The sequence below is a fragment of the Sphingobacterium lactis genome, from assembly GCF_011046555.1.
Taxonomy (GTDB): Bacteria; Bacteroidota; Bacteroidia; order Sphingobacteriales; family Sphingobacteriaceae; genus Sphingobacterium; species Sphingobacterium lactis.
This window is the reverse complement of record NZ_CP049246.1, coordinates 2,065,970-2,086,012: the sequence shown is the minus strand read 5'-3', so window position 1 is coordinate 2,086,012 and position 20,043 is coordinate 2,065,970. Positions and strand designations below refer to the sequence as shown.

30 protein-coding genes and 1 tRNA gene are annotated in these 20,043 nt (G+C 35.0%); 28 read left to right on the top strand and 3 right to left on the bottom strand.

Going from position 1 to position 20,043, the window contains the following annotated elements; all coding sequences use genetic code 11:
• Positions 1 to 11 precede the first annotated feature (11 nt).
• Positions 12 to 794 (bottom strand): S24 family peptidase, encoded by a 783-nt coding sequence (locus G6N79_RS09115; protein ID WP_103907968.1) that lies wholly within the window; start codon positions 792 to 794, stop codon positions 12 to 14.
• Between the two features lie 152 nt (positions 795 to 946).
• Between G6N79_RS09115 and G6N79_RS09110 the strand changes: the two genes are divergently transcribed.
• Both G6N79_RS09110 and G6N79_RS09105 read left to right on the top strand, forming a co-directional pair.
• On the top strand, positions 947 to 1,150 hold the full coding sequence (locus G6N79_RS09110; protein ID WP_103907969.1) for a hypothetical protein: 204 nt from the start codon (positions 947 to 949) through the stop codon (positions 1,148 to 1,150).
• On the top strand, positions 1,150 to 1,896 hold the full coding sequence (locus tag G6N79_RS09105) for a KilA-N domain-containing protein (protein WP_103907970.1): 747 nt from the start codon (positions 1,150 to 1,152) through the stop codon (positions 1,894 to 1,896). Before G6N79_RS09110 ends, G6N79_RS09105 begins: the two co-directional genes overlap by 1 nt.
• Positions 1,897 to 2,046: 150 nt before the next feature.
• Here the strand turns inward: G6N79_RS09105 and G6N79_RS09100 are convergent, their stop codons facing one another.
• Positions 2,047 to 2,436 (bottom strand): hypothetical protein, encoded by a 390-nt coding sequence (locus tag G6N79_RS09100; protein WP_146060683.1) that lies wholly within the window; start codon positions 2,434 to 2,436, stop codon positions 2,047 to 2,049.
• 395 nt (positions 2,437 to 2,831) lie between these two features.
• Between G6N79_RS09100 and G6N79_RS09095 the strand changes: the two genes are divergently transcribed.
• From G6N79_RS09095 to G6N79_RS08975, 25 genes are all read left to right on the top strand, one after another.
• A complete protein-coding gene (locus G6N79_RS09095) occupies positions 2,832 to 3,092 on the top strand; it encodes a hypothetical protein (RefSeq protein ID WP_103907973.1) in 261 nt (86 codons plus the stop codon).
• An 11-nt stretch (positions 3,093 to 3,103) separates the two neighbouring features.
• Positions 3,104 to 3,259, top strand: a complete 156-nt coding sequence (locus tag G6N79_RS09090) for a hypothetical protein (RefSeq protein ID WP_160003829.1) — start codon at positions 3,104 to 3,106, stop codon at positions 3,257 to 3,259.
• Positions 3,260 to 3,261: 2 nt separating this feature from the next.
• Positions 3,262 to 3,666 (top strand): hypothetical protein, encoded by a 405-nt coding sequence (locus G6N79_RS09085; protein ID WP_103907974.1) that lies wholly within the window; start codon positions 3,262 to 3,264, stop codon positions 3,664 to 3,666.
• Positions 3,666 to 4,046, top strand: a complete 381-nt coding sequence (locus G6N79_RS09080) for a hypothetical protein (protein WP_103907975.1) — start codon at positions 3,666 to 3,668, stop codon at positions 4,044 to 4,046. The genes G6N79_RS09085 and G6N79_RS09080 overlap by 1 nt, the downstream gene beginning before the upstream one ends.
• A 220-nt stretch (positions 4,047 to 4,266) precedes the next feature.
• Positions 4,267 to 4,358 (top strand) — tRNA-OTHER (locus tag G6N79_RS09075).
• A gap of 109 nt (positions 4,359 to 4,467) precedes the next feature.
• Positions 4,468 to 4,758 carry a hypothetical protein gene (locus G6N79_RS09070; protein WP_103907976.1) on the top strand — a complete coding sequence of 97 codons (291 nt, stop codon included), beginning with the start codon at positions 4,468 to 4,470 and terminating at the stop codon, positions 4,756 to 4,758.
• 173 nt (positions 4,759 to 4,931) lie between these two features.
• The gene (locus G6N79_RS09065) at positions 4,932 to 5,468 is read left to right on the top strand and encodes an ERF family protein (protein WP_103907978.1); all 537 of its coding nucleotides are present in this window, start codon (positions 4,932 to 4,934) and stop codon (positions 5,466 to 5,468) included.
• Positions 5,469 to 5,474: 6 nt separating this feature from the next.
• Positions 5,475 to 5,942, top strand: coding sequence for a hypothetical protein (locus G6N79_RS09060; RefSeq protein ID WP_103907979.1), 468 nt, complete (start codon positions 5,475 to 5,477; stop codon positions 5,940 to 5,942).
• A gap of 10 nt (positions 5,943 to 5,952) precedes the next feature.
• Positions 5,953 to 6,450 (top strand): HNH endonuclease, encoded by a 498-nt coding sequence (locus G6N79_RS09055; RefSeq protein ID WP_103907980.1) that lies wholly within the window; start codon positions 5,953 to 5,955, stop codon positions 6,448 to 6,450.
• Between the two features lie 603 nt (positions 6,451 to 7,053).
• On the top strand, positions 7,054 to 7,311 hold the full coding sequence (locus tag G6N79_RS09050) for a hypothetical protein (RefSeq protein ID WP_103907983.1): 258 nt from the start codon (positions 7,054 to 7,056) through the stop codon (positions 7,309 to 7,311).
• Positions 7,308 to 7,694, top strand: coding sequence for a hypothetical protein (locus G6N79_RS09045; protein ID WP_103907984.1), 387 nt, complete (start codon positions 7,308 to 7,310; stop codon positions 7,692 to 7,694). Before G6N79_RS09050 ends, G6N79_RS09045 begins: the two co-directional genes overlap by 4 nt.
• 2 nt (positions 7,695 to 7,696) lie before the next feature.
• Positions 7,697 to 8,551: a DUF6291 domain-containing protein gene (locus G6N79_RS09040; RefSeq protein ID WP_103907985.1), complete on the top strand. Its 855-nt coding sequence runs from the start codon at positions 7,697 to 7,699 to the stop codon at positions 8,549 to 8,551.
• A 106-nt stretch (positions 8,552 to 8,657) separates the two neighbouring features.
• Positions 8,658 to 9,155: a DUF6633 family protein gene (locus tag G6N79_RS09035; RefSeq protein WP_146060684.1), complete on the top strand. Its 498-nt coding sequence runs from the start codon at positions 8,658 to 8,660 to the stop codon at positions 9,153 to 9,155.
• A 12-nt stretch (positions 9,156 to 9,167) separates the two neighbouring features.
• Positions 9,168 to 9,425 carry a hypothetical protein gene (locus G6N79_RS09030; protein ID WP_103907987.1) on the top strand — a complete coding sequence of 86 codons (258 nt, stop codon included), beginning with the start codon at positions 9,168 to 9,170 and terminating at the stop codon, positions 9,423 to 9,425.
• The gene (locus G6N79_RS09025; RefSeq protein ID WP_103907988.1) at positions 9,418 to 9,822 is read left to right on the top strand and encodes a RusA family crossover junction endodeoxyribonuclease; all 405 of its coding nucleotides are present in this window, start codon (positions 9,418 to 9,420) and stop codon (positions 9,820 to 9,822) included. The genes G6N79_RS09030 and G6N79_RS09025 overlap by 8 nt, the downstream gene beginning before the upstream one ends.
• A gap of 565 nt (positions 9,823 to 10,387) precedes the next feature.
• The gene (locus G6N79_RS09020; RefSeq protein WP_146060685.1) at positions 10,388 to 10,999 is read left to right on the top strand and encodes a helix-turn-helix domain-containing protein; all 612 of its coding nucleotides are present in this window, start codon (positions 10,388 to 10,390) and stop codon (positions 10,997 to 10,999) included.
• An 18-nt stretch (positions 11,000 to 11,017) separates the two neighbouring features.
• Positions 11,018 to 11,296, top strand: a complete 279-nt coding sequence (locus tag G6N79_RS09015) for a DUF7352 domain-containing protein (protein WP_103907991.1) — start codon at positions 11,018 to 11,020, stop codon at positions 11,294 to 11,296.
• Complete coding sequence (locus G6N79_RS09010; RefSeq protein WP_103907992.1) at positions 11,293 to 11,928, top strand: hypothetical protein; 636 nt, start codon at positions 11,293 to 11,295, stop codon at positions 11,926 to 11,928. The genes G6N79_RS09015 and G6N79_RS09010 overlap by 4 nt, the downstream gene beginning before the upstream one ends.
• 13 nt (positions 11,929 to 11,941) lie before the next feature.
• Positions 11,942 to 12,169, top strand: coding sequence for an SEC-C metal-binding domain-containing protein (locus tag G6N79_RS09005; RefSeq protein WP_160003831.1), 228 nt, complete (start codon positions 11,942 to 11,944; stop codon positions 12,167 to 12,169).
• A 41-nt stretch (positions 12,170 to 12,210) separates the two neighbouring features.
• Positions 12,211 to 13,959: a DNA cytosine methyltransferase gene (locus tag G6N79_RS09000; protein WP_103908023.1), complete on the top strand. Its 1,749-nt coding sequence runs from the start codon at positions 12,211 to 12,213 to the stop codon at positions 13,957 to 13,959.
• Positions 13,959 to 14,822: a hypothetical protein gene (locus G6N79_RS08995; RefSeq protein WP_103907994.1), complete on the top strand. Its 864-nt coding sequence runs from the start codon at positions 13,959 to 13,961 to the stop codon at positions 14,820 to 14,822. The genes G6N79_RS09000 and G6N79_RS08995 overlap by 1 nt, the downstream gene beginning before the upstream one ends.
• A gap of 10 nt (positions 14,823 to 14,832) precedes the next feature.
• Positions 14,833 to 15,192 carry a helix-turn-helix domain-containing protein gene (locus G6N79_RS17750; RefSeq protein WP_103907995.1) on the top strand — a complete coding sequence of 120 codons (360 nt, stop codon included), beginning with the start codon at positions 14,833 to 14,835 and terminating at the stop codon, positions 15,190 to 15,192.
• A gap of 424 nt (positions 15,193 to 15,616) precedes the next feature.
• Positions 15,617 to 15,784, top strand: coding sequence for a hypothetical protein (locus G6N79_RS08985; RefSeq protein ID WP_160003835.1), 168 nt, complete (start codon positions 15,617 to 15,619; stop codon positions 15,782 to 15,784).
• A 10-nt stretch (positions 15,785 to 15,794) separates the two neighbouring features.
• Entirely contained in the window at positions 15,795 to 17,474 is a 1,680-nt protein-coding gene (locus G6N79_RS08980) for a fimbrillin family protein (protein ID WP_146060687.1), read from the top strand.
• 655 nt (positions 17,475 to 18,129) lie between these two features.
• A complete protein-coding gene (locus G6N79_RS08975; protein WP_146060688.1) occupies positions 18,130 to 18,384 on the top strand; it encodes a hypothetical protein in 255 nt (84 codons plus the stop codon).
• A 566-nt stretch (positions 18,385 to 18,950) separates the two neighbouring features.
• Here G6N79_RS08975 and G6N79_RS08970 read toward each other — a convergent pair.
• Positions 18,951 to 19,187, bottom strand: a complete 237-nt coding sequence (locus G6N79_RS08970) for a hypothetical protein (protein ID WP_103907999.1) — start codon at positions 19,185 to 19,187, stop codon at positions 18,951 to 18,953.
• A 95-nt stretch (positions 19,188 to 19,282) separates the two neighbouring features.
• On the opposite strand from G6N79_RS08970, the gene G6N79_RS08965 reads away from it, so the two are divergent.
• Entirely contained in the window at positions 19,283 to 19,777 is a 495-nt protein-coding gene (locus tag G6N79_RS08965) for an RNA polymerase sigma factor (RefSeq protein WP_103908000.1), read from the top strand.
• Positions 19,778 to 20,043 lie beyond the last annotated feature (266 nt).

The window sequence follows — 20,043 nt, the reverse complement described above, 5'->3', positions numbered from 1 at the left end:
ATTGGTTTTATTTATTTGATTTCTGGAATGTTAGGTCTATACCCTACTATCTTGCGGTAAATGAATATCTGGAATACATCATCCATTGGAATGTTATAATCTTCATATTTGGGATTGTAGGAATGGCAGCGGATATAGCTTAAGTCGGTGTTGTGTTCTACGATCTGCTTGAATACGTTACCTTCCCTGGAGCATATAACAAATAGATTTCCTCTGATCGGTAGTTTGTCTCCGTTCTCCAAAACGTGTTCTTTTACCAATATCTCTACTCCATCTGGGATAGAAATATCCGATCCATCGGTCATGCTATCTCCGTTAACACGAACGACTAAATAATTTCCGTTCTCAAATTCCTTTGGAACGAGTCTCTTTTTATAGTCAGGCAGCAAATCCACATTGGATCCCCCGAGCATGCCTGCGCTAGCTGATAAGTCTACATATTCAACCATCATATAATCATCATAAGGTATTGGTGTTATTTCTTCTTTTGGTTTGGTTTTAGGTTTACTATTTTTTGACACAAATTTGGAGACATCGCCTTCAAACCAATCATGGAGGTTATCAACTTCACCCCATATTTCACTTTCCGAAACATTAAAGGATTTTAATATTCTTAGAACGGTTTCCTTTTGAAGATTTGCTGATTTATAATACCTATTCAACTGCATGGGTTTAACGCCAAGCTTTTCGGCAATCTCTTCATTAGTTGGTTTAGCTGGAAAACCATAATTCGAATAAAGGTTTTTCACTTTAGCAATAAATAAGCGAAATTTTTCTCCCTGATATACAGACATTTGCAATATTTTATATCTATTTGTATCTATTTTATTTGCAACTATATCTATTTATATCTATTTTTGATTTATCAGAACAACGATAGATATAATGAATACCACACAAAGGTATAAATATATATCTATTATTAAAATAATAAATAGATATAATTATGCAAAAAGATCAATCATGTATTTTGTCAGCCACAAAAATTTTAGAGAGCCTTGATGTAGGCGGTAGAGTTGAGAGCGACAAAGCTTACAGCTACCTAAATACGCAGCGAACAATCTTCCAGAAACTTAATCCAGACAGAAGAATTGTTCTTTCTAAATCTAAATTCAAAGAAGGTGTAACCATTATTATGAGGGCTGAGTAATGAACCAATTATCAAAAACTCAAAAGACTAACATTCTTGATAATGTTAAAAAAGAAAACGGAATGTTTTCTCTAAATGGTCTATATGAATTAGCTGGCAGTCCTAAGAATAAAGATCCTCGAACTTGGGTGAAACAAGATAATGTTAAAGAATTAATTCACACTGTTAGTGAAATTCTAAATGTGACTTCAAATCACATTATAAAATCTAAGAGAGGTAAAGGCGGTGGTACTGAAGCTCATAGACAAATAGCACTCTCATACGCTAAATATCTTGATCCAAAATTACACGCTTTAGTAAACGAAGTTTTCTTCGAAAGAGTTGAAGAAGAAAAGAATCCTGATCTTATTGTTGACCGTGCAATAACTACTTACACTAAAAAAGGATATTCACCTGAATGGATCTCAAAGAGAATAACAGGCAAGGCGGCTCGTAACGAATTTACCTCTACTCTAAAAAGACACGGTGTCTCCGGTGATGGATATCAAAGATGTACCAATGCAATGTACATAGAGCTTTACGGAAAAGATGCAAGTGGGGTACGTGAGAAAAAGGGCATACCTCAAAAATCAAATATCCGTGAGAACATGTCAGCTTTAGAACTCCAGGCTATACAATTTGCTGAAATGTTGGCTAAAGAGGACATTGAAAAAAATCGCCGTTACGGAAACGAAGAATGCGCTATGGTTTCAAATCAAGCGGCAAGAGTAATTAAAAATTCAATTAACCAATTCAGAAACAGATAATCATGGAAATAAGAGAGATCATCCAAGTAGTTTTTTTGATAGTATTCTTTGTTTGGAATGCTATAATAAGCATGCTTTTTTTAAAAGAGAAAAAGGATAAAGAATTTCTTAAAATAGTTTCGGAAGGTATGCAGAAAGACAACGAAACACTTAGGAAACTTGCGCGTGACGCTCTGAATCAAACAACTCCAAAGAATCCTCATGAACAGTAATTATTTCGTTTTTAAGGTTTTTTACAACTACTTTTTTTGCATGAAATAAAGAATATCCATTAACATAATTTGCGTCGAATCCAGCAGTATGAGCAAAAACAACCCTTTCTCCGCCTTTAAACTTTCGCTTTTTAACGCTATAGTAAAAATTGTATGTCTTTAACAATAAAAAAGGAATAAAAGAAAATAGGATTATCAACCAAAGCTCTAGACAAACCGAAGTAATTAGAAATGGATATAAAAAATACAAAACCGGTAAAACAACTAATGTTGTAATAGCCCCTAAAATAGAGAAATGCTTTGAGAGCCATTCAAATTTTTTTTTCATAAATAAGGTTAAAACTCAAAAATAGCAACAAAAATCAAATAAACAATACCGCCTGATTTACAGGTAATTAAACAATCAAAACACGGTTGTCTAGCGCAAGCCATGTTTAAAATTTCCCGATAAGCTATAGGCAGTAAGGTTCGAAACCTTGATCGGGAGCTAAGCAACAAAGGTTGCGGAAAGTTATTTGACGTATGGATAGTAATATACAGTAGTGACTACTGCAGATGTGTCGCCATGTAAGACTCCACCAATGAGGAAACGAAGGGTGTCTAACGGAGGTATCGGGACAGCTATCGAACAAACACACCCTATTCTATAAAGGATAGCGAGGAACCGTTCGAATCGGTTATAGGGTGCTTATAAATTTATTAATTAACCAAACACACGTAGTTATGAAATTTAAAGGAACTAAAGGAAGTTGGTACAGAAACACCGAAAGCAGAATTGTTTCATCTGTTTATTCAGAAAACAAAGAAAGTTTAATTCATATCTCAGGTAGAAATAATGAAGAAGCCAAAGCCAACGCCCAGCTAATCGCTCACGCTCCGGAAATGTTGGAGATGTTGGATAAAATATACAACGATAGGTTGTGGGGTAATGATTATGACTTCGATCAATTGAAAGACCTCCTCACAAGAGCAACCACTATTTAAGTAGAATAGAGATGGAAAAGAAATACACAGTAACAATAGATTTTGGTGGTGCTTTATTGTGCGCTATTCAAACCGATGATCCGGAGCTAATTGTTTCAGGAGCTATTAATGGTTGGGGAGATTCAGTAATGAATGATGTATGTGTTAAAATTACTAAAAACGACTAACCATGCCAAACACCGCAAAGCAAGAAGCTATACGCAAGGCGTATGGTGAGTATTGGGAGCAAGTAAAGGACAAGGTAGATGAAGAAGGTTGGTTCTATTACTACAGTATGGATTATCTAACTAAGAGTAAGAATTATTCATTGACACACTACTTGACATGTGACGAAGATATATATAAGCTCACTATTAGACCCAAATCCCTACAAGGCATCGAAAACAACAACGGGTGGATAAGGATAGAGAGTGAGGGGGATTTGCCGAAGGATAGTTACAACTATTATGCTTTTTGCTCTAATGGTAGTGTTATGACGTTTAACGATTTTGAGTATTATAAAAAATATATCATACCAGAGCTGAAAGTCACCCACTACCAACCCATTGTAAAACCCGAAAAGCCTATATACTAATGAAAGACGCGATTTACATTTACTTCATCATCAATGCTTTTGTTTCAGGAATAGCATTTGGAAGCAACGAGAAATGGTACTATTCAGTATCAATGTTATTCTTTGGTTTACCATTCTGCATCCTTTATGTTGCTGGGTTTATAATAATTGGATTATCAGGTTTAATATTAAGGAAATCATTGATTGTCGCTTGGTATAGATTATACTTTACTGATTACTTTGGGAATGTTAAAGGTGATTTTATAAGAATCAGACGTGACCAATATTTCGGTAGAGTGAAGTTTGGCAAAAAGTACATGAATGCTTATGATAAGTTTTTCATTCGCCAATTAGATAAAAAATACAATTACGGCATCACTACCGAAAAGCCTATATACTAGGCAAGTTCTTTGAAGATATAACCTATCCAGCTACCGAAGCATGAGAAGATCAAAGCAAGCCCTTTGAAATGCAGAGCGTAGGTCTTTGAACCCGTAGGAGGCTAACGGATGGATAGGTTTAAAAACATAAAGCAAGGTGGCGGAGGTATACGGGGAAACAGCGACGCGTAGGTTTCGAAGTCGAGACACCCTATGGAATCCCTGCCCTTGCTTTTAAAATGGAGAGATGGCGGAATGGTAGACGCTACGTAGCCTTTAGGCGAGGGTATGACTCCCATATGTTCAGTACAGGTTCGAATCCTGTTCTCTCCACTCCAAATAAGGAAGGCAGATTTAAGACATTTTTAGCCGCCTAATAACGTAAATGTCAAACAAAGCCCGATGTAACAGTCGGGCTTTTTCATTTTAAAATTAATAACATATGGAAAATACAATCATTCAAGTATCATTAGAGGATCTGACAGCATTGGTACACTCCATTATAGCAAGAGATAAGGTAGATATAACACTATCTAAACCACAGCTTTCACGATTGGAAAGTGAAAGGCTTTATGGAGAGCAAAGAGTAACCAAATGGATCAAGGCAGGATTATTAAAGCCTGTAAGCCAAAACGGAAAGAATAGCAAGATATACTTCTCACATAAGAAGATTATAGAGCTAAGTCAAAAATCATTTCACCATTTAAATTTCCTAAATAATGAAACTTTTTAAAAGAATAGACCGATCAGTTCAGAACTGGTGGTTCTACTTAGATGAAGAAACTAAGGAAATGTTTCGATTCTATTTTCAAGTCATTGCAATAGCTGTAATGGCTTTTTTCTTTTTATACGCCCTATATGTTGGGGTAAGAGAGTATGAAGTGATTATAACTAATAGATAAAGATATGACGATATATAAGAAACTATTCGAAATCCAAAAGAACATTGGAAAGTTAACAAAGGATGCAGATAATCCATTTTTCAAATCTAAGTATGCTGACATCAATCAATTGATTGAATTGTCCAATCCGTTATTCCACAATCAAAACCTAATGGTTTTACAGCCTATCCATGGCAATACATTATTGACACAAGTTATTGATGTAGATACGGGTGAAAAGATTGAAAGCTCATTAGAACTTCCTCAATCACAAGATCCACAGAAAATAGGTTCAGCGATTACATACTATCGAAGATACACCCTAAAAGCATTGCTTAATCTCCAAGAGGAAGATGATGATGCAAATAGAGCTTCTGGAAATAAAGTTGACAAACCTGAAGATACAAGGCCATGGTTAACAGAAGATCAATTCAATGGTTACCTATCGCTTATCAACAAGGGTGAAAAATGGCTTTCAAAACTCAATGAAAAATTCAGAATGAAGAAAGCCTATAAAGAAACATTAGAATCAGCAGAAAAGAATTACAAACCTTCAAAATAATTAATCATGAACCAAGAATTTGAAATACAGGTAACCCCTACTATCCTATTAGACCTTAATAAAGACTATATAAGTAAATATGTGGAGCAGGCAAAGCGAAACCTTTCAGAAGGACACACAGATGCCTTAAAGCTCTTTATTACAGCTAAAAAAGGTCAAGAATTGTTTGCTCAACTTGAAAAGACGATCAGACCTTATGCCGAACAGGAAACAAGATTAGGTAAAGGAGAAGTTTATAAGAAATATGGGTGTGATATTACAGAGAAAATGACAGGGGTTTCTTATGACTTTACAACCTGCGATGATGAAGAATGGAATAAACTATCACAACAGATTGCAGAATTGGACAAAAAGAAAAAAGATCGTGAGAAGTTTTTAAAAACCATAACTAAACCAATATTTGATGAAAACGGAGTGGAAATAAAACCTCCAATTCAAAAGGGTAAAATGGGATTGGCTATAAGCATTAAGTAAATATGTTAAAATGAATAGAAAAGGTAAATACATTGATAATTTCGATGGCACAGTATCTATACCATTAACACAAGGAAAGTTTGCTTTAATAGATTTTGATGACTTACCAATTATTAAAAACTACACTTGGTGTTACGATAATGGTTATGCAAGAACAACAATAGTTAAAGGTGGAAAACAAATAACCTTAAGAATGCACAGGTTAATTGTTAAAGACTATGAAAATAAAGAAATTGACCATATTAATGGTAACAGGTCGGATAACAGAAAAATAAATCTTAGAGCTTGTTTTCATTCCGAAAATCTAAAAAACCAAACGATAAGATCTACAAACAAATCTGGTTACAAAGGTGTCTGTTGGCAAAAATCAAAACGTAAATGGAGGGCTACAATATATGTAGAAAAAAAACAAAAGCACTTAGGTTTATTTGATTGTCCGAATGAAGCTCATAAGGCATATGTAAAAGCTTCTGATATTTATTTTGGTGAATTTTCAAATCATGGCTAAAAGATCAATTGATGCAAATGCTTACTATTGGTCAATAATCATCCACCACGCCTCAATCGCTCTCATAGAAGCCGGATGGGAAAGAGAGCGATACAGTAATCCAATATTAGTGCATAAATTTTTCAAAACCATTCTTAACACTCCATCCACAAAGGATTTAACAAAAACTCAATTTTCTGACTACATCGAGGACATAATAAGGATATGCGCTGTATATCTTAATTATCAGATCCCCGATTCCAATTAAACCAAAATGGAAATCAAGGAAATAATTCAATTGATAGAGACTAGGTTTCTACCATTGATAGACAATATCAAATCACCTCTTAGTTTCAGATTTGGAGAGGTAAACTTAACAATACACCCATCTTACATCCATGTATTTTACAAGGTGTTCTCCAGTAGCCAATTCGACTGCACTTCAAATAAGGATTGGACTAGCGTATCCGTTTGCCCCAACCACATAACACAGGATGATCTTTTAGTAGTTCATGATTCCCTAATAGATATATGGGAAAACAATCTTAAGGGGTCCAAGATAATCATGACCCGAAAGGAACAATTAACTAACCGAATGAAGGAAATCCAAAACGAATTATCATTATGTCAGTAAAACCAAAATCAAGACCTGTTTTCACCAGGTTTGATAAAATCGACAGTGAAAAACCTTATAAAGTTACCTGCCCCGAGCTGCAGCTTGCACCATTTCGATTTAAGACGCTAGAAATGGCATTGGATAAGGTAAATGAAGCCAAGGAAAATAGATTCCAATCAATATTGACAATTGTCGATGTGGAAAAGCAAAAGTTAACATTTGCAGGATATACTGCACCTGATTGGACAAAAAGGAGGTCAGCATGAATTCAATAACAATTCCTCGACCTAAGTTATTATTAGAGCAAAAAAGGGATAATCTTTTTAGAGACTTAGCTACCATTCACATACTTGGCAAGATCATCCAAATAGGATATTATTCCTCCATCAAAGGAACTAACTTTTTAAAGCCACAGATTGCATCAAAGGGAGATCAGATATACAAACTATCGGAAGATATAATCAAATCCCTTGGGGAAGCTGTAAGGCTCAAAGAAGATAAAGCAGAGTACATGGAGTACGAACACTTTACGGAAGTCTACGAACTTATCAAGTCATTGGTTTTCCTCGACACTCAATCTATATCAAACCTTACAAAGGTTATCCAGGAAGAAAGGGAGAAAACGCACGAAAAGTTAAGAAAGGAGTAGCAATGGCAGAGGACAAGAAAGCATTTGTGGTTTACGCTGATTGGGAGTCTCAATTTGATTTATTGTCGGATGAAGAAGCAGGAAAATTAATAAAGCACATCTTCTCTTATGTCAACGATAAAAACCCAGAATTCGAGAATAATGAAAGACTTCTTATCATGGCATTCGAACCAATAAAGAAGCAACTTAAGCGAGATCTAAAAAGATACGAGAATACCAAGTCCGAAAGAAGCAATAGCGGTGTGATCGGAAATTTGAAAAGATGGCATATTGATTTGTACAAGATGTTTGAAAAAAAGGAAATCACTCTTGAAGAAGCTCAAAAAATCGCTAATTCTCGCAACAAATCGCTATGCGATAATAGCGATACGTCAAAATCGCAAACAGTCGCAAATATCGCTGTTAAAGATATAGTAACAGATACAGTAATAGATATAGTTAAAGAAACAGTAAAAGATACAGATATATCTATTAATAGTGTTAGTGCCGAAAATAAATTTTCGTCCACACAAACAAAAAAAAATATTGAAGATCGATTGGAAGAATTTCGATTACAGATAGCGCCATTCAAAGAAAAATATTCCAGTGACACACTTAATGATTTTTGGAGGTATTGGACTGAGAAAAATTCGAATGGAAAAAAAATGCGTTTCGAAATGCAAAAAGTTTTCGATGTGGGCAGAAGATTAATTACATGGTCAAAAAATGAAAACAAAAATTTCAATGGAAAATCAAAATCAAATTTCGGTGTTCAATCAAGACAAGAACGAGTTGAAGAAGTTCGAGAGTTCAGGATCGCTAATCAACAGGCTCTTGCCGATCGACTATCGAAGTATACAACAAGTAATCCAGAGTAATCTCCCTTCAATAGCTAAAATTAGAAAACAGGATTCCGAAGTAGCTCACTTAGTGGTTCAAGAATTCATCACGGATTTGGTTGAATTTCTAAATGTAGGCAAGATTATGAACGCTTCACAAACCAATCAAACGTCAATCTACATACTCAAATATTTCCCTCACTTCAATTTAGCCGATTTAAAGCTCTTTTTTGACAAAATGAAGCTAGGACATTACGGCAAGTTTTATGATAGCGTAGACGGCCAATTAATACTATCTAGGATGGAAGAATATTCCCAAGATAGAATGAATGAGTATGAACAATTGAGATTGGCTAAACATAGAGAGGAAATTAAAGAAAATCCTATCGGCGAAGGCTATCATCCAGACGTTATTGCAGCAATCAAAAAAGCAATTGGAGAAAAGAAAGCACCAGAAATTGAAAAAGTTGAAAGGATTAAAACCGAAGGAGAAGTTTTTACACAAAGATGCATAAGGCAATTTGACAATCTGCATTCAAAATTCGGTATCAAAAATACTTCTGGAAGATTCTTGAAATTAGGCGATAAAGTGCTAGGATTTACAGAGTTCTTGGAAAGAAAATTCTTAAATAAAAAATCTTAACAATTCTAAATTATGTCAGATAACAAAACAATAGACAATGTCCATGTACACATATACGGACATGAAATGCTTGGAGAAGTAATTTCTAGAGCAAGAAAAAACAATATCCCTTACGATAAGGATATGTACTACGATTTCCATTCACATGGACACGTTTACTTAGTTTTCCAACAAGGGCAGCTAACGCTCATTGAGGATCCTTCGGGCCCCCAGGAGGATGAAGTTTGGCTGAATTACTTCTTTGAACTTTTGATTTTGAAATATGATTAGCTTTGAAGTACTAGGGGAACCGAAAGCCTTAAAACGTCACAGGATGGGGAAAGGTTTCAATTACGACCCTAGCAAGAATGACAAAAGCGACTTCCTTTGGCAAGTCAAAAAGAATGCCCCACCTGCCCCACTCGATCAACCGATCCATCTAAAAATTACTTTCAGTTTCCCACGGCCAAAGTCACACTTTGGAACAGGAAAGAACAGCACGGTTTTAAAGGCTACAGCACCGATTTATCATACTGCTCGACCTGACATAGACAATTTAATAAAATTCGTTTGTGACGCTTTAAACACTGTCTATTGGAAAGATGATAGCTGCATTTGCTTAACCGAAGCTTTGAAAGTCTACACAGATGGAACACCTAAAACAGAAGTAGAAATTATTACACTTTAAAATTATGTTTTTATTAAAATTAATATTCGCAATCGTCCTTTGCTCTTTCGGATTTTTCATTGCATATGGTATCGGCAATCTATTTGGCTTTGATTGGAAATGGGTATTTGTCTTTTACGGTCAACTCTCATTTTTCTTTAAAGTTTTAACACATGACGACGATTAAAAGAAAAACAGCTAATTGCATAGAATGTAATCAGCTAAGGTTAGTCTATGCCCTTAAACGTTGTCAGCAATGCTATTGGAAGTCTAAGTTAAAGAGTTGGAAAAAGAAACCGTTAAAAGCTCCAATTCGAAAGAAGTCAAAAAAGCTCACCCAACAAGAACGAGAATACAGAATAGTTAAAGCTCGTTTCCTATCTGAAAATCCTGTTTGTATGTATCCCGGATGCAATAGCATGGAGGTAACACTACATCATGCAAAAGGAAGGATAGGAACTCTTTTGACCGACCGAAGATATTTCAAATCACTTTGTTGGCCACATCATCAACATATCGAACAGAACCCAGTCCTAGCCCGAAAGCTAGGACTTTCTTATTCAAGACTATCAAACATTTAATTCTTATGGCAAGAGTAACTAAGGAACAGACAGACTTAATTGTTAAGCTGCTTTCCACAAATAAAACATTTGCTGATATAGCGAGAGAAACAAAAGTATCTCCCATGACCGTAGCCCGGTATGCGGAAAAGATAAGCAAAGGTATGCCACTAAAGGACCTTTCCCGACAAACCAAAAGACTTCAATTCATTGAACAGATAGCTAAGGAGCGTTTAACCCTTACCCGGATTGAATTAGCCAAGAAATACGGTAAGGACCCATCCTACCTATCCAAATTATTGATCGGTCATCCATTGGAGAAGGACTTCAAACAGAGCGATTACCGGAAACGTGGTTCATCCTGTGTTCCTAAAGCAACTCCTAAGCCCCTACCAAAAGCTAAGGAGAAAAAGGATAAGGAGCAATCTTTAGAAGTAATGCAAAAAGGTCATGTAAAGCTACAGAAGGGCGAAAAAATCTTTGAAACCAAACAACCCAAAGCAATGCGCTCCGTACCCATGTACGACAACAAGAACACGATCAAGTTCGTGGAGCTTGACGATCCCCGGAGCAACGAGGAAATCCGGTCGGCATGGAAAGAAGAACAGGAAAAGAAACTGAGGTCATTGGCTTCGTAAAACTTAACTATTAGAAGAATGAAAGCAATACACAAATTTATCCTCCCAATGAAAGAGGAGTCCACAATAGAAATGCCTTACGGGGCAAAGATTATCAAAGGCGAGAATCAAGAAGGTTTTGTTGCTATTTGGGCAATAGTCGAATTGGATGCGCCAAACGTAGAACGCAATTTCAGACTGTACAAAACAGGTCAAAAGTTTGATTGTGGTGATGTCAGCAAATTGGAATTTATTGGTCGTGCAGATATTCATGTCGGCATGGACTTAGGTATGCACATTTTTGAGTTACTGCCATGAAAATATACGGAAGTGAACCAATCGAAATAGCATCAGATGTTATCGTCGATAATTCAGAAATGTATTTCTATCAATATTTGCCTATACACTTAAAAGAGACAGTAAGATTCGCTGTCCCCGAAAGGCTAAACAATTTGCGAAGCATAATTAATTTGTGTTGCTACGACTTTGGTAAAAACATTGATGCAAACTTAAATGGTTACTACATCTACCTAACAGCAAAATGCCTTTACGTTCCGAGCGGTGAAAACCTTAATCGTTTTGGCTGGCATTGCGATGGATTTATGACTGAGGACATCAATTACATTTGGTGCGATTGCATACCTACTGAATACGTGACAGGTGAATTTGAATTAGTTCAAGACCACGAGGAAAGTATCGATCAAATGAATAGATTATTCTATCATTCCGAACCTCTCAAATGCAAGCCAAACAGCATTTATCGCCTTGATGAAAAAGTTATCCACCGTTGCGATTACAACCGATCAAGAAACGCAATACTTAGGCACTTTGTAAAGGTGTCATTCAGCAAAGAGAAATACAACCTTAAAGGCAATTCACACAATTATTTACTTGACTACGATTGGGAAATGAAAGAGCGTGATGCTCACAGAAACCATCCTGTCAAATAACCCACACAACCAAATGGAAAAGAAAAGTATAGCAATAGCAGCAGTTTACGCAGGGCTTGCCACATTAATGCCACAAGGAAAAAGAGAGCGCATTGTTGGCTACTACAACCCCGAAACCGATAAGCCACAAGGAAGAAATGAAACTTGTAAATGTGGAAGTGGATTGAAGTTTAAAAAATGTCATGGCACGCCATCTCGCTCCCTCGCCCTACCTATTGATGGAAAGGAGTTGGAAGGATGATAAACGCATTCATACTTCAACATAAACCGTTTACTCCGCAAATGGTTAAGAATCCCGAAGCCGTTAGATACATTGTGGTCGATCTATTCTGTGGAGCTGGGGGTACAACAACAGGATTTGCAAAAGCAAAGGATAAAGAAGGAAATCAAATCGCCATCGTTGCAGCTTGCGTCAACCACGATCACAAAGCTATCCGTAGCCATTGGGAAAACCATCCTGAAGTATATCACTTTGAGGAGGATATCAGAACGCTTCACCTCGATCCCTTGGTTGAAATAGTTAAAACATATAGAAAGCTTTACCCCAATGCAAAAGTTGTTCTTTGGGCTTCTTTGGAATGCACGAATTTCAGTAAGGCTAAAGGAGGTCAATCGAGGGATGCAGATTCCAGGACTTTAGCTGATCACTTAGACAGATATGTAATTGCTATCAATCCGGATTATGTTCAGATTGAAAACGTGGTAGAATTTATGTCTTGGGGTCCACTAAATGAAAATGGAAAACCTTTGAGCATGAAATCGGGCATTGATTGGATGAGATGGAGAGAGCATATCAAGTCATTTGGTTACCGTGATGATTGGCGTGAATTAAATTCAGCTGATTTTGGCGCTTATACTTCCCGTAATAGGTTGTTCGGGTGCTTTGCCAAAAATGGACTGCCTATTGTTTGGCCAGAACCTACACATTCCAAAACAGGATCTAATAAAACAAACCTATTCGGTAGCGATCTGAAGAAATGGAATGCCGTTAAGGACCTATTGGATTTTGAGGATGAAGGAGAAAGCATTTTTGGACGTAAAAAACCATTAGTAGAGAATTCCCTCAAACGTATTTATGCAGGATTGATCAAAGAAGTGGCAGGAGGTAAAGCTTCCTTTGTAGTAAAATATAACTCTATGAACCGACAGGGAAAGGTTGCAGCTCAATCAATAGATAATCCTTTACCCACAATAGCTTGTCAAGGAAGACTAGCTTTGGCTCAGACTTCATTCATTACCAAATACTTTTCAGGTAGACCAATGAATAAGATAGCATCAGTTAACAGCCCATTAGCTACAATTACTACTGCTGCAAATCAAGCGTTGGTAAATGTTGAGCCTTTCGTAATTACATCTTCCTATAAAGGAGTTTCCAAATCGGTCGATGAACCTGTCCCGACAATTTTGGCAAGTAGAAAACATCATTATTTAGTTAATCCTTGTTTCCTGACTAAGTACTATGGTAATGAAAAAGGTTGTGAATCAATTAATGATCCATTAGATACGATACCTACAAAGGATAGGTTTTCGTTAGTTCAGGCACATTGGTTGGATAAACAGTATTCAGGCGAACACAATCATCAATCTATCGATCAGCCGGCAGGCACAATCTTAACATCGGACAAACACGCTTTGATGACTGCAAAAGGGTTTATATACAACCCTTCTCACGGAGGTCATACGATGCATATTGAACAGCCTTGCCCAACAATCATTGCACGACAAGACAAAGCTCCACTTTATTTCATTCAGTATTCAATTGATACAAGCGTGAGGATTGAAATCTATAAAGATGATTCCGAAACCATGGTAAAGATAAAAGAATTTATGGCTATGTACGGTATATCAGATATCCGTATGAGAATGCTAAAAGTTTCTGAATTGAAACTTATTCAGGGGTTTCCAAAAGATTACAAGTTGTACGGTAATCAATCGGATCAGAAGAAATTTATTGGTAACAGTGTAGTTCCTCATGTGGTCCAGGCTTGGGCTGAATGTCAAGGCGAGGAACTTTTAAAAATGGTAGCGTAATGTTAACTGTCAATTCACTTTCAGGAGGTAAGACCTCAAGTTATATTGCGGCTAACTATCCAGCTGATTTGGATGTATTTGCGCTGTGTTGTATTGACGATCATAATGCCAATGCTCATTTCCATAAAAGATATAAGGACGAAAAGATGATTCAAAGAGTTAACGATAAGCTTCAAAAGTATTGCTCTAACTGGCCTGAATTTATTGCCACTTCCGAAGATCCTCAAATCCTTTGGACAATGTTCGATTTAGAACAGATGATAGGTAGGGAAATTATTTGGGTCCGTGGTATGGGATGGGAACAGATGATGAGTTACAAGAAAGCTATTCCAAACATGAGTAAGCGATTTTGCACTACCATAATGAAAATGCAAGCAATTTTCGACCTCCTTCTAATCTACTTCGAGTTACCTGTAAAAATGCGAATTGGTTACCGCTGGGATGAAATGGAACGGGCAGAAAGATTTACAGAATCATGGAAATATGCAACCCATTGTGAATACAGGGAAAAGTCGAACACCTGGATTCATAGGTGGAAAGAAATTGATTGGAGGGTAGGTGAATTCCCTTTAGTTGATGATAAGATCATTCACTACCACATTCAAGAGTTTTGGAAGGATAAAAACATCATTTTCCCTTCGGATAGTAATTGTCTTAACTGCTTTTGGAAACAAGAGCAACAACTACGGAAGAATTTTGATGAACACGCCCCAATTATGTATTGGGCTGCAGTCCATGAAGAATTAATGAAAAGAACTTTTAAGGATAAAAACAGCTTGTTGGAAATATCTAAAATGGGTATCCAATTAGATTTCATTTTTGGCACAGGATCAGGTTGTCAAGCTGGATTTTGTACAAATTAATTAATAGAACATGACCCCACTAATATACGCAGGACTTCCGCCAAGGACGCAGAAGGACTTTAGGACCAGTACTCACGCCATATCTATGAAAATAGTAATACGCACTGTTGCTAATTACTTTCATCTGACCTATGAACAGGTTATCGGTAAGTCAAGGGTATCAAGGATTGCGACAGCGAGGCATATTGCCTGGAGTTTGCTGAGAAAGGAAGGCTATACATTTACCGAAATTAGTAAAGTATGTTCCGTTCACCATACCTCGGTAATGAATGGAATTAGAAACATTGAAGATCAGAAGCATATCAATCCTTTAATCAATCGGGCTTACTTGTCCTTAGATCGTAAAATTCAAAAGCAATCCTCTTCCTAAATTATCCATCAAATCAGTCATAATTAGCAATTATCCATTAAATATGGCATTATTAAATTTTCTAGCCGCGGCCTAAACCGACAAATATTTATAATGGTCAAATCTAAAAAATAGTTAGTGCAATGATAGTGCAATCTTAAGGCTCTGAAAAATTCAGTGGATGAATCAAATTATTTTTAAAAATACTAAATTATTTTTTTTAATTAATCTACCAATAATAGCTTATCGTATATTCTTTGCGCAATAATTGAATAAAAAATTTTGACATAATATCAGAAATCATGAAGTTTTTATTTTCGAATCTATTACAAGAATTAGGCTAAACGTATGTAAACGAACATCTACAATTTATTTTATAACCAATTTTTATCGCACAATACTCTTCTGGTATAATTACTTTTGCGAAAGTAAATCACACAGTAATATGAAGAAAAAAAAATACACGCCACCAAAAATTAACTGTAATGTAGTTGTTATAGAAAGTTCTATTTGTGCTGGATCTGCATTTGTCAAGCCACAAACATCTTCTGATGTAACAACTGAATGGGAAAAAGGAAATGATCAAAACAAAAACTATGAATGGGACTGGTAAAATCACTCTTATGAAAAATACACTAATAAAAATTATTCTTCTATCAGTTCTTTTTTATTCATGTGAAAAAGAGTCATCACTTAATAACGGCGAAGGTGAAGCTCAATTAAATTTCACAATATCAACGGACTATGACTATTCCGAGTTAGAGAAATCGGACGGCAAAATTGCTGATGCTTCAAGAAAAACAAGCAGTGATAAATCTATTGTTGACAGGCAAACATTTCAATTTTCCGAGGATATTTTTGTTACGACTGAACTATCCTTATCAAAAGTGAATAATAAAAATAATTCTATCAACACTTCTGTAAAAAATCTCTCTCAAGATTCAAAACAGGCAGTAGTAATTAAAGAACCCCTTAAAAATAAAAGTAAGTATAAAATCTTAGTTTACTTGAATAATGTATATGTAACAGAAAAAGATTTTATTCATGGATCTGAAACGACATCTACACCAATTCAACTTGATGCAGGGAAAAAGTATACATTTGTAGCATATTCTGTTAATAGTGAATCGGAACTACCTGCCCCTTTAAATAAAGAGTTGTTAACCACTGCAAGTTTAGCTGGTGCGAAAGGAGATTTAGTTTATACTAAATCAGATCTCCAATTAGTTGCAGGTAACAATAATTTAAAACTCAATCTTAAACATTTATTTAGTGAATTGACAATTGTTGCGTCAACAGGTAGTTTTGGAGGTAAAATTGAATCGGTAAGTGGAATAAAATTTTCTACATCCCGAATATCTTCGAATTTAAAATTATCTGACGGGTCACTCACTTACAATGCCAATACTGAGGATAAGATTATAACTTTTCCTGAAAGCTCATTTAATTTAGCAAAAGCAATCAGTAATCCAGGTATTATTATATCCCCAACCGTAACTAATGGAAGGATAACTATTGAAAAACTGAAAATTAATGGATTAATAAAGCCTTTAACAATTGAGAATTTACCAATAGAGCCGGGGAAAAAGTACAATTTAAATATTACTGTCAATGCACCTTGCACACAAGAAGTAAATATTCAAAATTTTAACTTAAGTAATGGTGAGTCCAAGACTTTTACTGCGCCCCCTTCCTACTATGGATTTATATTTGATGTTCATTATTTAGATAACTCTTTAAATTTAGTAATTAATGGACAACCATTGTTGAGAAGAAACTTTTGGGAAGAACGATATGAAAATACCGGGTGGATAATTCCGAATTGGCAATGGGTGCAGAAAGTTTATAGAACAGAAGCATATGACTTTCAATTTGTCGATCTACATACTGACGTACCTCCTTTAGTTCAAAATATACGGTTTAAAAGTGACGGTAAGAGATGGGGTATAAAATATAATGGCAGCACCACTCCAGAAATCCCGGAGATATATTTTGTAAAGGGAGATAAGGACCATCCAATTTTTAGAATACATATTCAGCAAGATGGTATAATAAAATTATATGCAAGCAGAAAAGATTATGGCCCTCTTGAAGAAGTTGAAGTTTGGACTGAAAAAAGAGGCCCAATTTACAATAATGACTTTAAAACGAGTATAAGGTATTATTATCAGGCATTTTTAAATACGAATGTAGTTTGGAATAAAACAACTAATAATACAGTTGTAGCTACACAAGTGAATTCAGGACCAACCAATATGATTGGTAGGGCGTATGGTAGACAGAGAATTAATTGTGCTAATTAGTAATTTGTTATACATTAAAATGTCATTCTAAAATATCCTATAAGAATTTTATTGGGTTCTAGTTAGTGGAACATTAGCCCTCCAGCATAATTATGTTGTGAGGGCTTCATAATCTAATAGGTATTAATGCAAAGTGTCTTTAAATATATTCCCAACGGAGATTTATTTATTTAGTTGAATTCTTGTTTAGATATTTACTATTCACAGAACTAAAAAAGCCAGTCCGCAGAGACTGGCTATCACACTAACCCCAGTTGGGTTTGGGGTCATACTATTAAGAATTTAAATATACTAAATTAGAAATTACAAACCAATTGTTTAAAGTTAATGTAGGGTAATGTCAAATAATTGATTTAGTCTCTATTGTGAATAAACTGAAAACAATTATCAATAAAAAAAATAATTTCCCATCACAATCTTCCCTTAATCATTACGTATCTTTTGGTGCTTAATGTTATAAAAAAAATTGTATTTAGGTGATAAAAGAATTGATAACCTTATAATAAAATTATATAAATAAATGTTTGACATTTATCCTCAATCACCCATATTGGTTCGCAATCAACACTCATCAAAAAATCTTTTTAAATTTTGGCATTTTCAGAATGTAAATAATTTTTATTTAAAATTGTATATAGTTAAGACTTTAAAATATATGGCACATAAAGAGAAAAATTACAAGTTAGAGAATGGAGACCGTATAAAAGTAGAGGTCACATTTCATTTTGATAGTTTGAGATACGAATTTGATCAATCAAAGAAGAATATGTCTTACTATGCTTTTGTCACCTATATAGAAAAAGGTAAAAAGAAAGGTGTAAGAGCTGAAAACAAGTATTGGTTACCTCAAATTCAAGAAACTGCCTTAGAACTATGGCAAGATTTTAAACCAAAATTTACACACGCCTAACAAACCGTTAGGCTATCTAAACTTTCCTAATCAAAAACAGTAACTTCCTTCTGTCCTTTGGGTGCTCCTTCAATGTTTCTCTAATAAATGATTCCGCTTCTTCCTGAGAATATTTTTCCTTTAACCAAAGAGCATGTCTCAAAATAATTTTCTTCAGATTGAATTCGATATGATTATCCATATTCTAAGGACAAGGGATAATTAGAATAGTGAGAATTATTTTCAATACAGGTATTAATACATTTCCCTACCTTTGTTTTATGCAAGAAGCAATAGATATAATACTCCAGGCAATCAAAGAATGCGAGAACCCTTTAAAAAATACCGACCCACGGAACATCCGAGATCTTATACTGAACGAAATAGGGGCAACTCTTATTGATAAATCTCGTGAAGAAGTCGAAGGATACGCACGGAATGATGATGAAGCAAGTGCCTTGCATTGGTTCTATACCAGGTTCGTGGGGAATAAGGTTAAGAGCAAGGGGAGTAAGAGGATGGGGGGATATTAGCAACAAAAATAAAGGCCATCATTTTGTTGGCCTTTTTGGTAATAATGATCATAATTAATCGTGTCCTTCAGTTTTTACAATTTTGTTGTAGATTCCCAACAATAAAAAAGGGGCCGCCCATTGCCCAATGAAAAGAGCGTCCTTATCATCACGCCCTTTACTGCATTTTAAGGCTGCAGAAACTCCCATCGCCAAAAGGGCCGCTCCCAAAAATACCACTGATGGGATTTTTGCTGTCTGAGTTTCGATCTCTTTACTTACTTGATCTTCATTTGCTGTCGTTAGTGCCATAATTTTAAAAGTTTATTTATCTGATTAACAGTTAGAAATAAATTTTGTTCAAACAAAAAGCGTATATTTTTATTTTAACATAATAATAATTTATTATGGATAAGTTTAAAAAAGAGTTATGGGAATTAAGAGGTGATCTTTTACTGTATGCTAATTATTTAACTAAAAATAGATGCAATGCTGAAGATCTTGTTCAGAATACATTTTTGAGAGCAATCAGGTTTAAGAATTCTTTTGAACCTGGGACAAATTTTAGAAAATGGATATTTACAATTTTAATCAACACATTTCGAAATGAAATTCTAACAATAAATCGAAGAAAAAAGGTTCAAAATAATGATATAATTATTGGGTTATATAGACAAAAATATTATTTTAATGGATCTACCACGAAATTTGCTTTATATGATATATTTGATTCTGTGAATAGTCTCTCAATAACTAATCAAAAAACCTTTAAAATGTATTTAAGCGGTTATCTTTATAAAGAAATTGCTGATACTTTAAATATTTCAGAGAACACTATTAAAACTAGAATTAGGTCATCAAAATTTACACTTAGGAAAATTCTTCAATCCTATAGGGATTAGCATAATAAATTTAATTCAACTTCTAAATAATAATTTTCTATATTAGATTTCATTTTAATAATTGGTAGCGTAAGCCCAATGTCTCCCGATATTAGGGCTTACATTTTTCAATTCATTAACATTTCTTATATTTATTTACACTTACCTATTCAATCCCGATGTGAATCGGTTAGAATGCTTTACCTATAAGGCATTCACCTAGGATACCCCTATTTAATTACATCTTAAATTGTAATAAATCCTAGGATTATCATCTCTTTTGATGT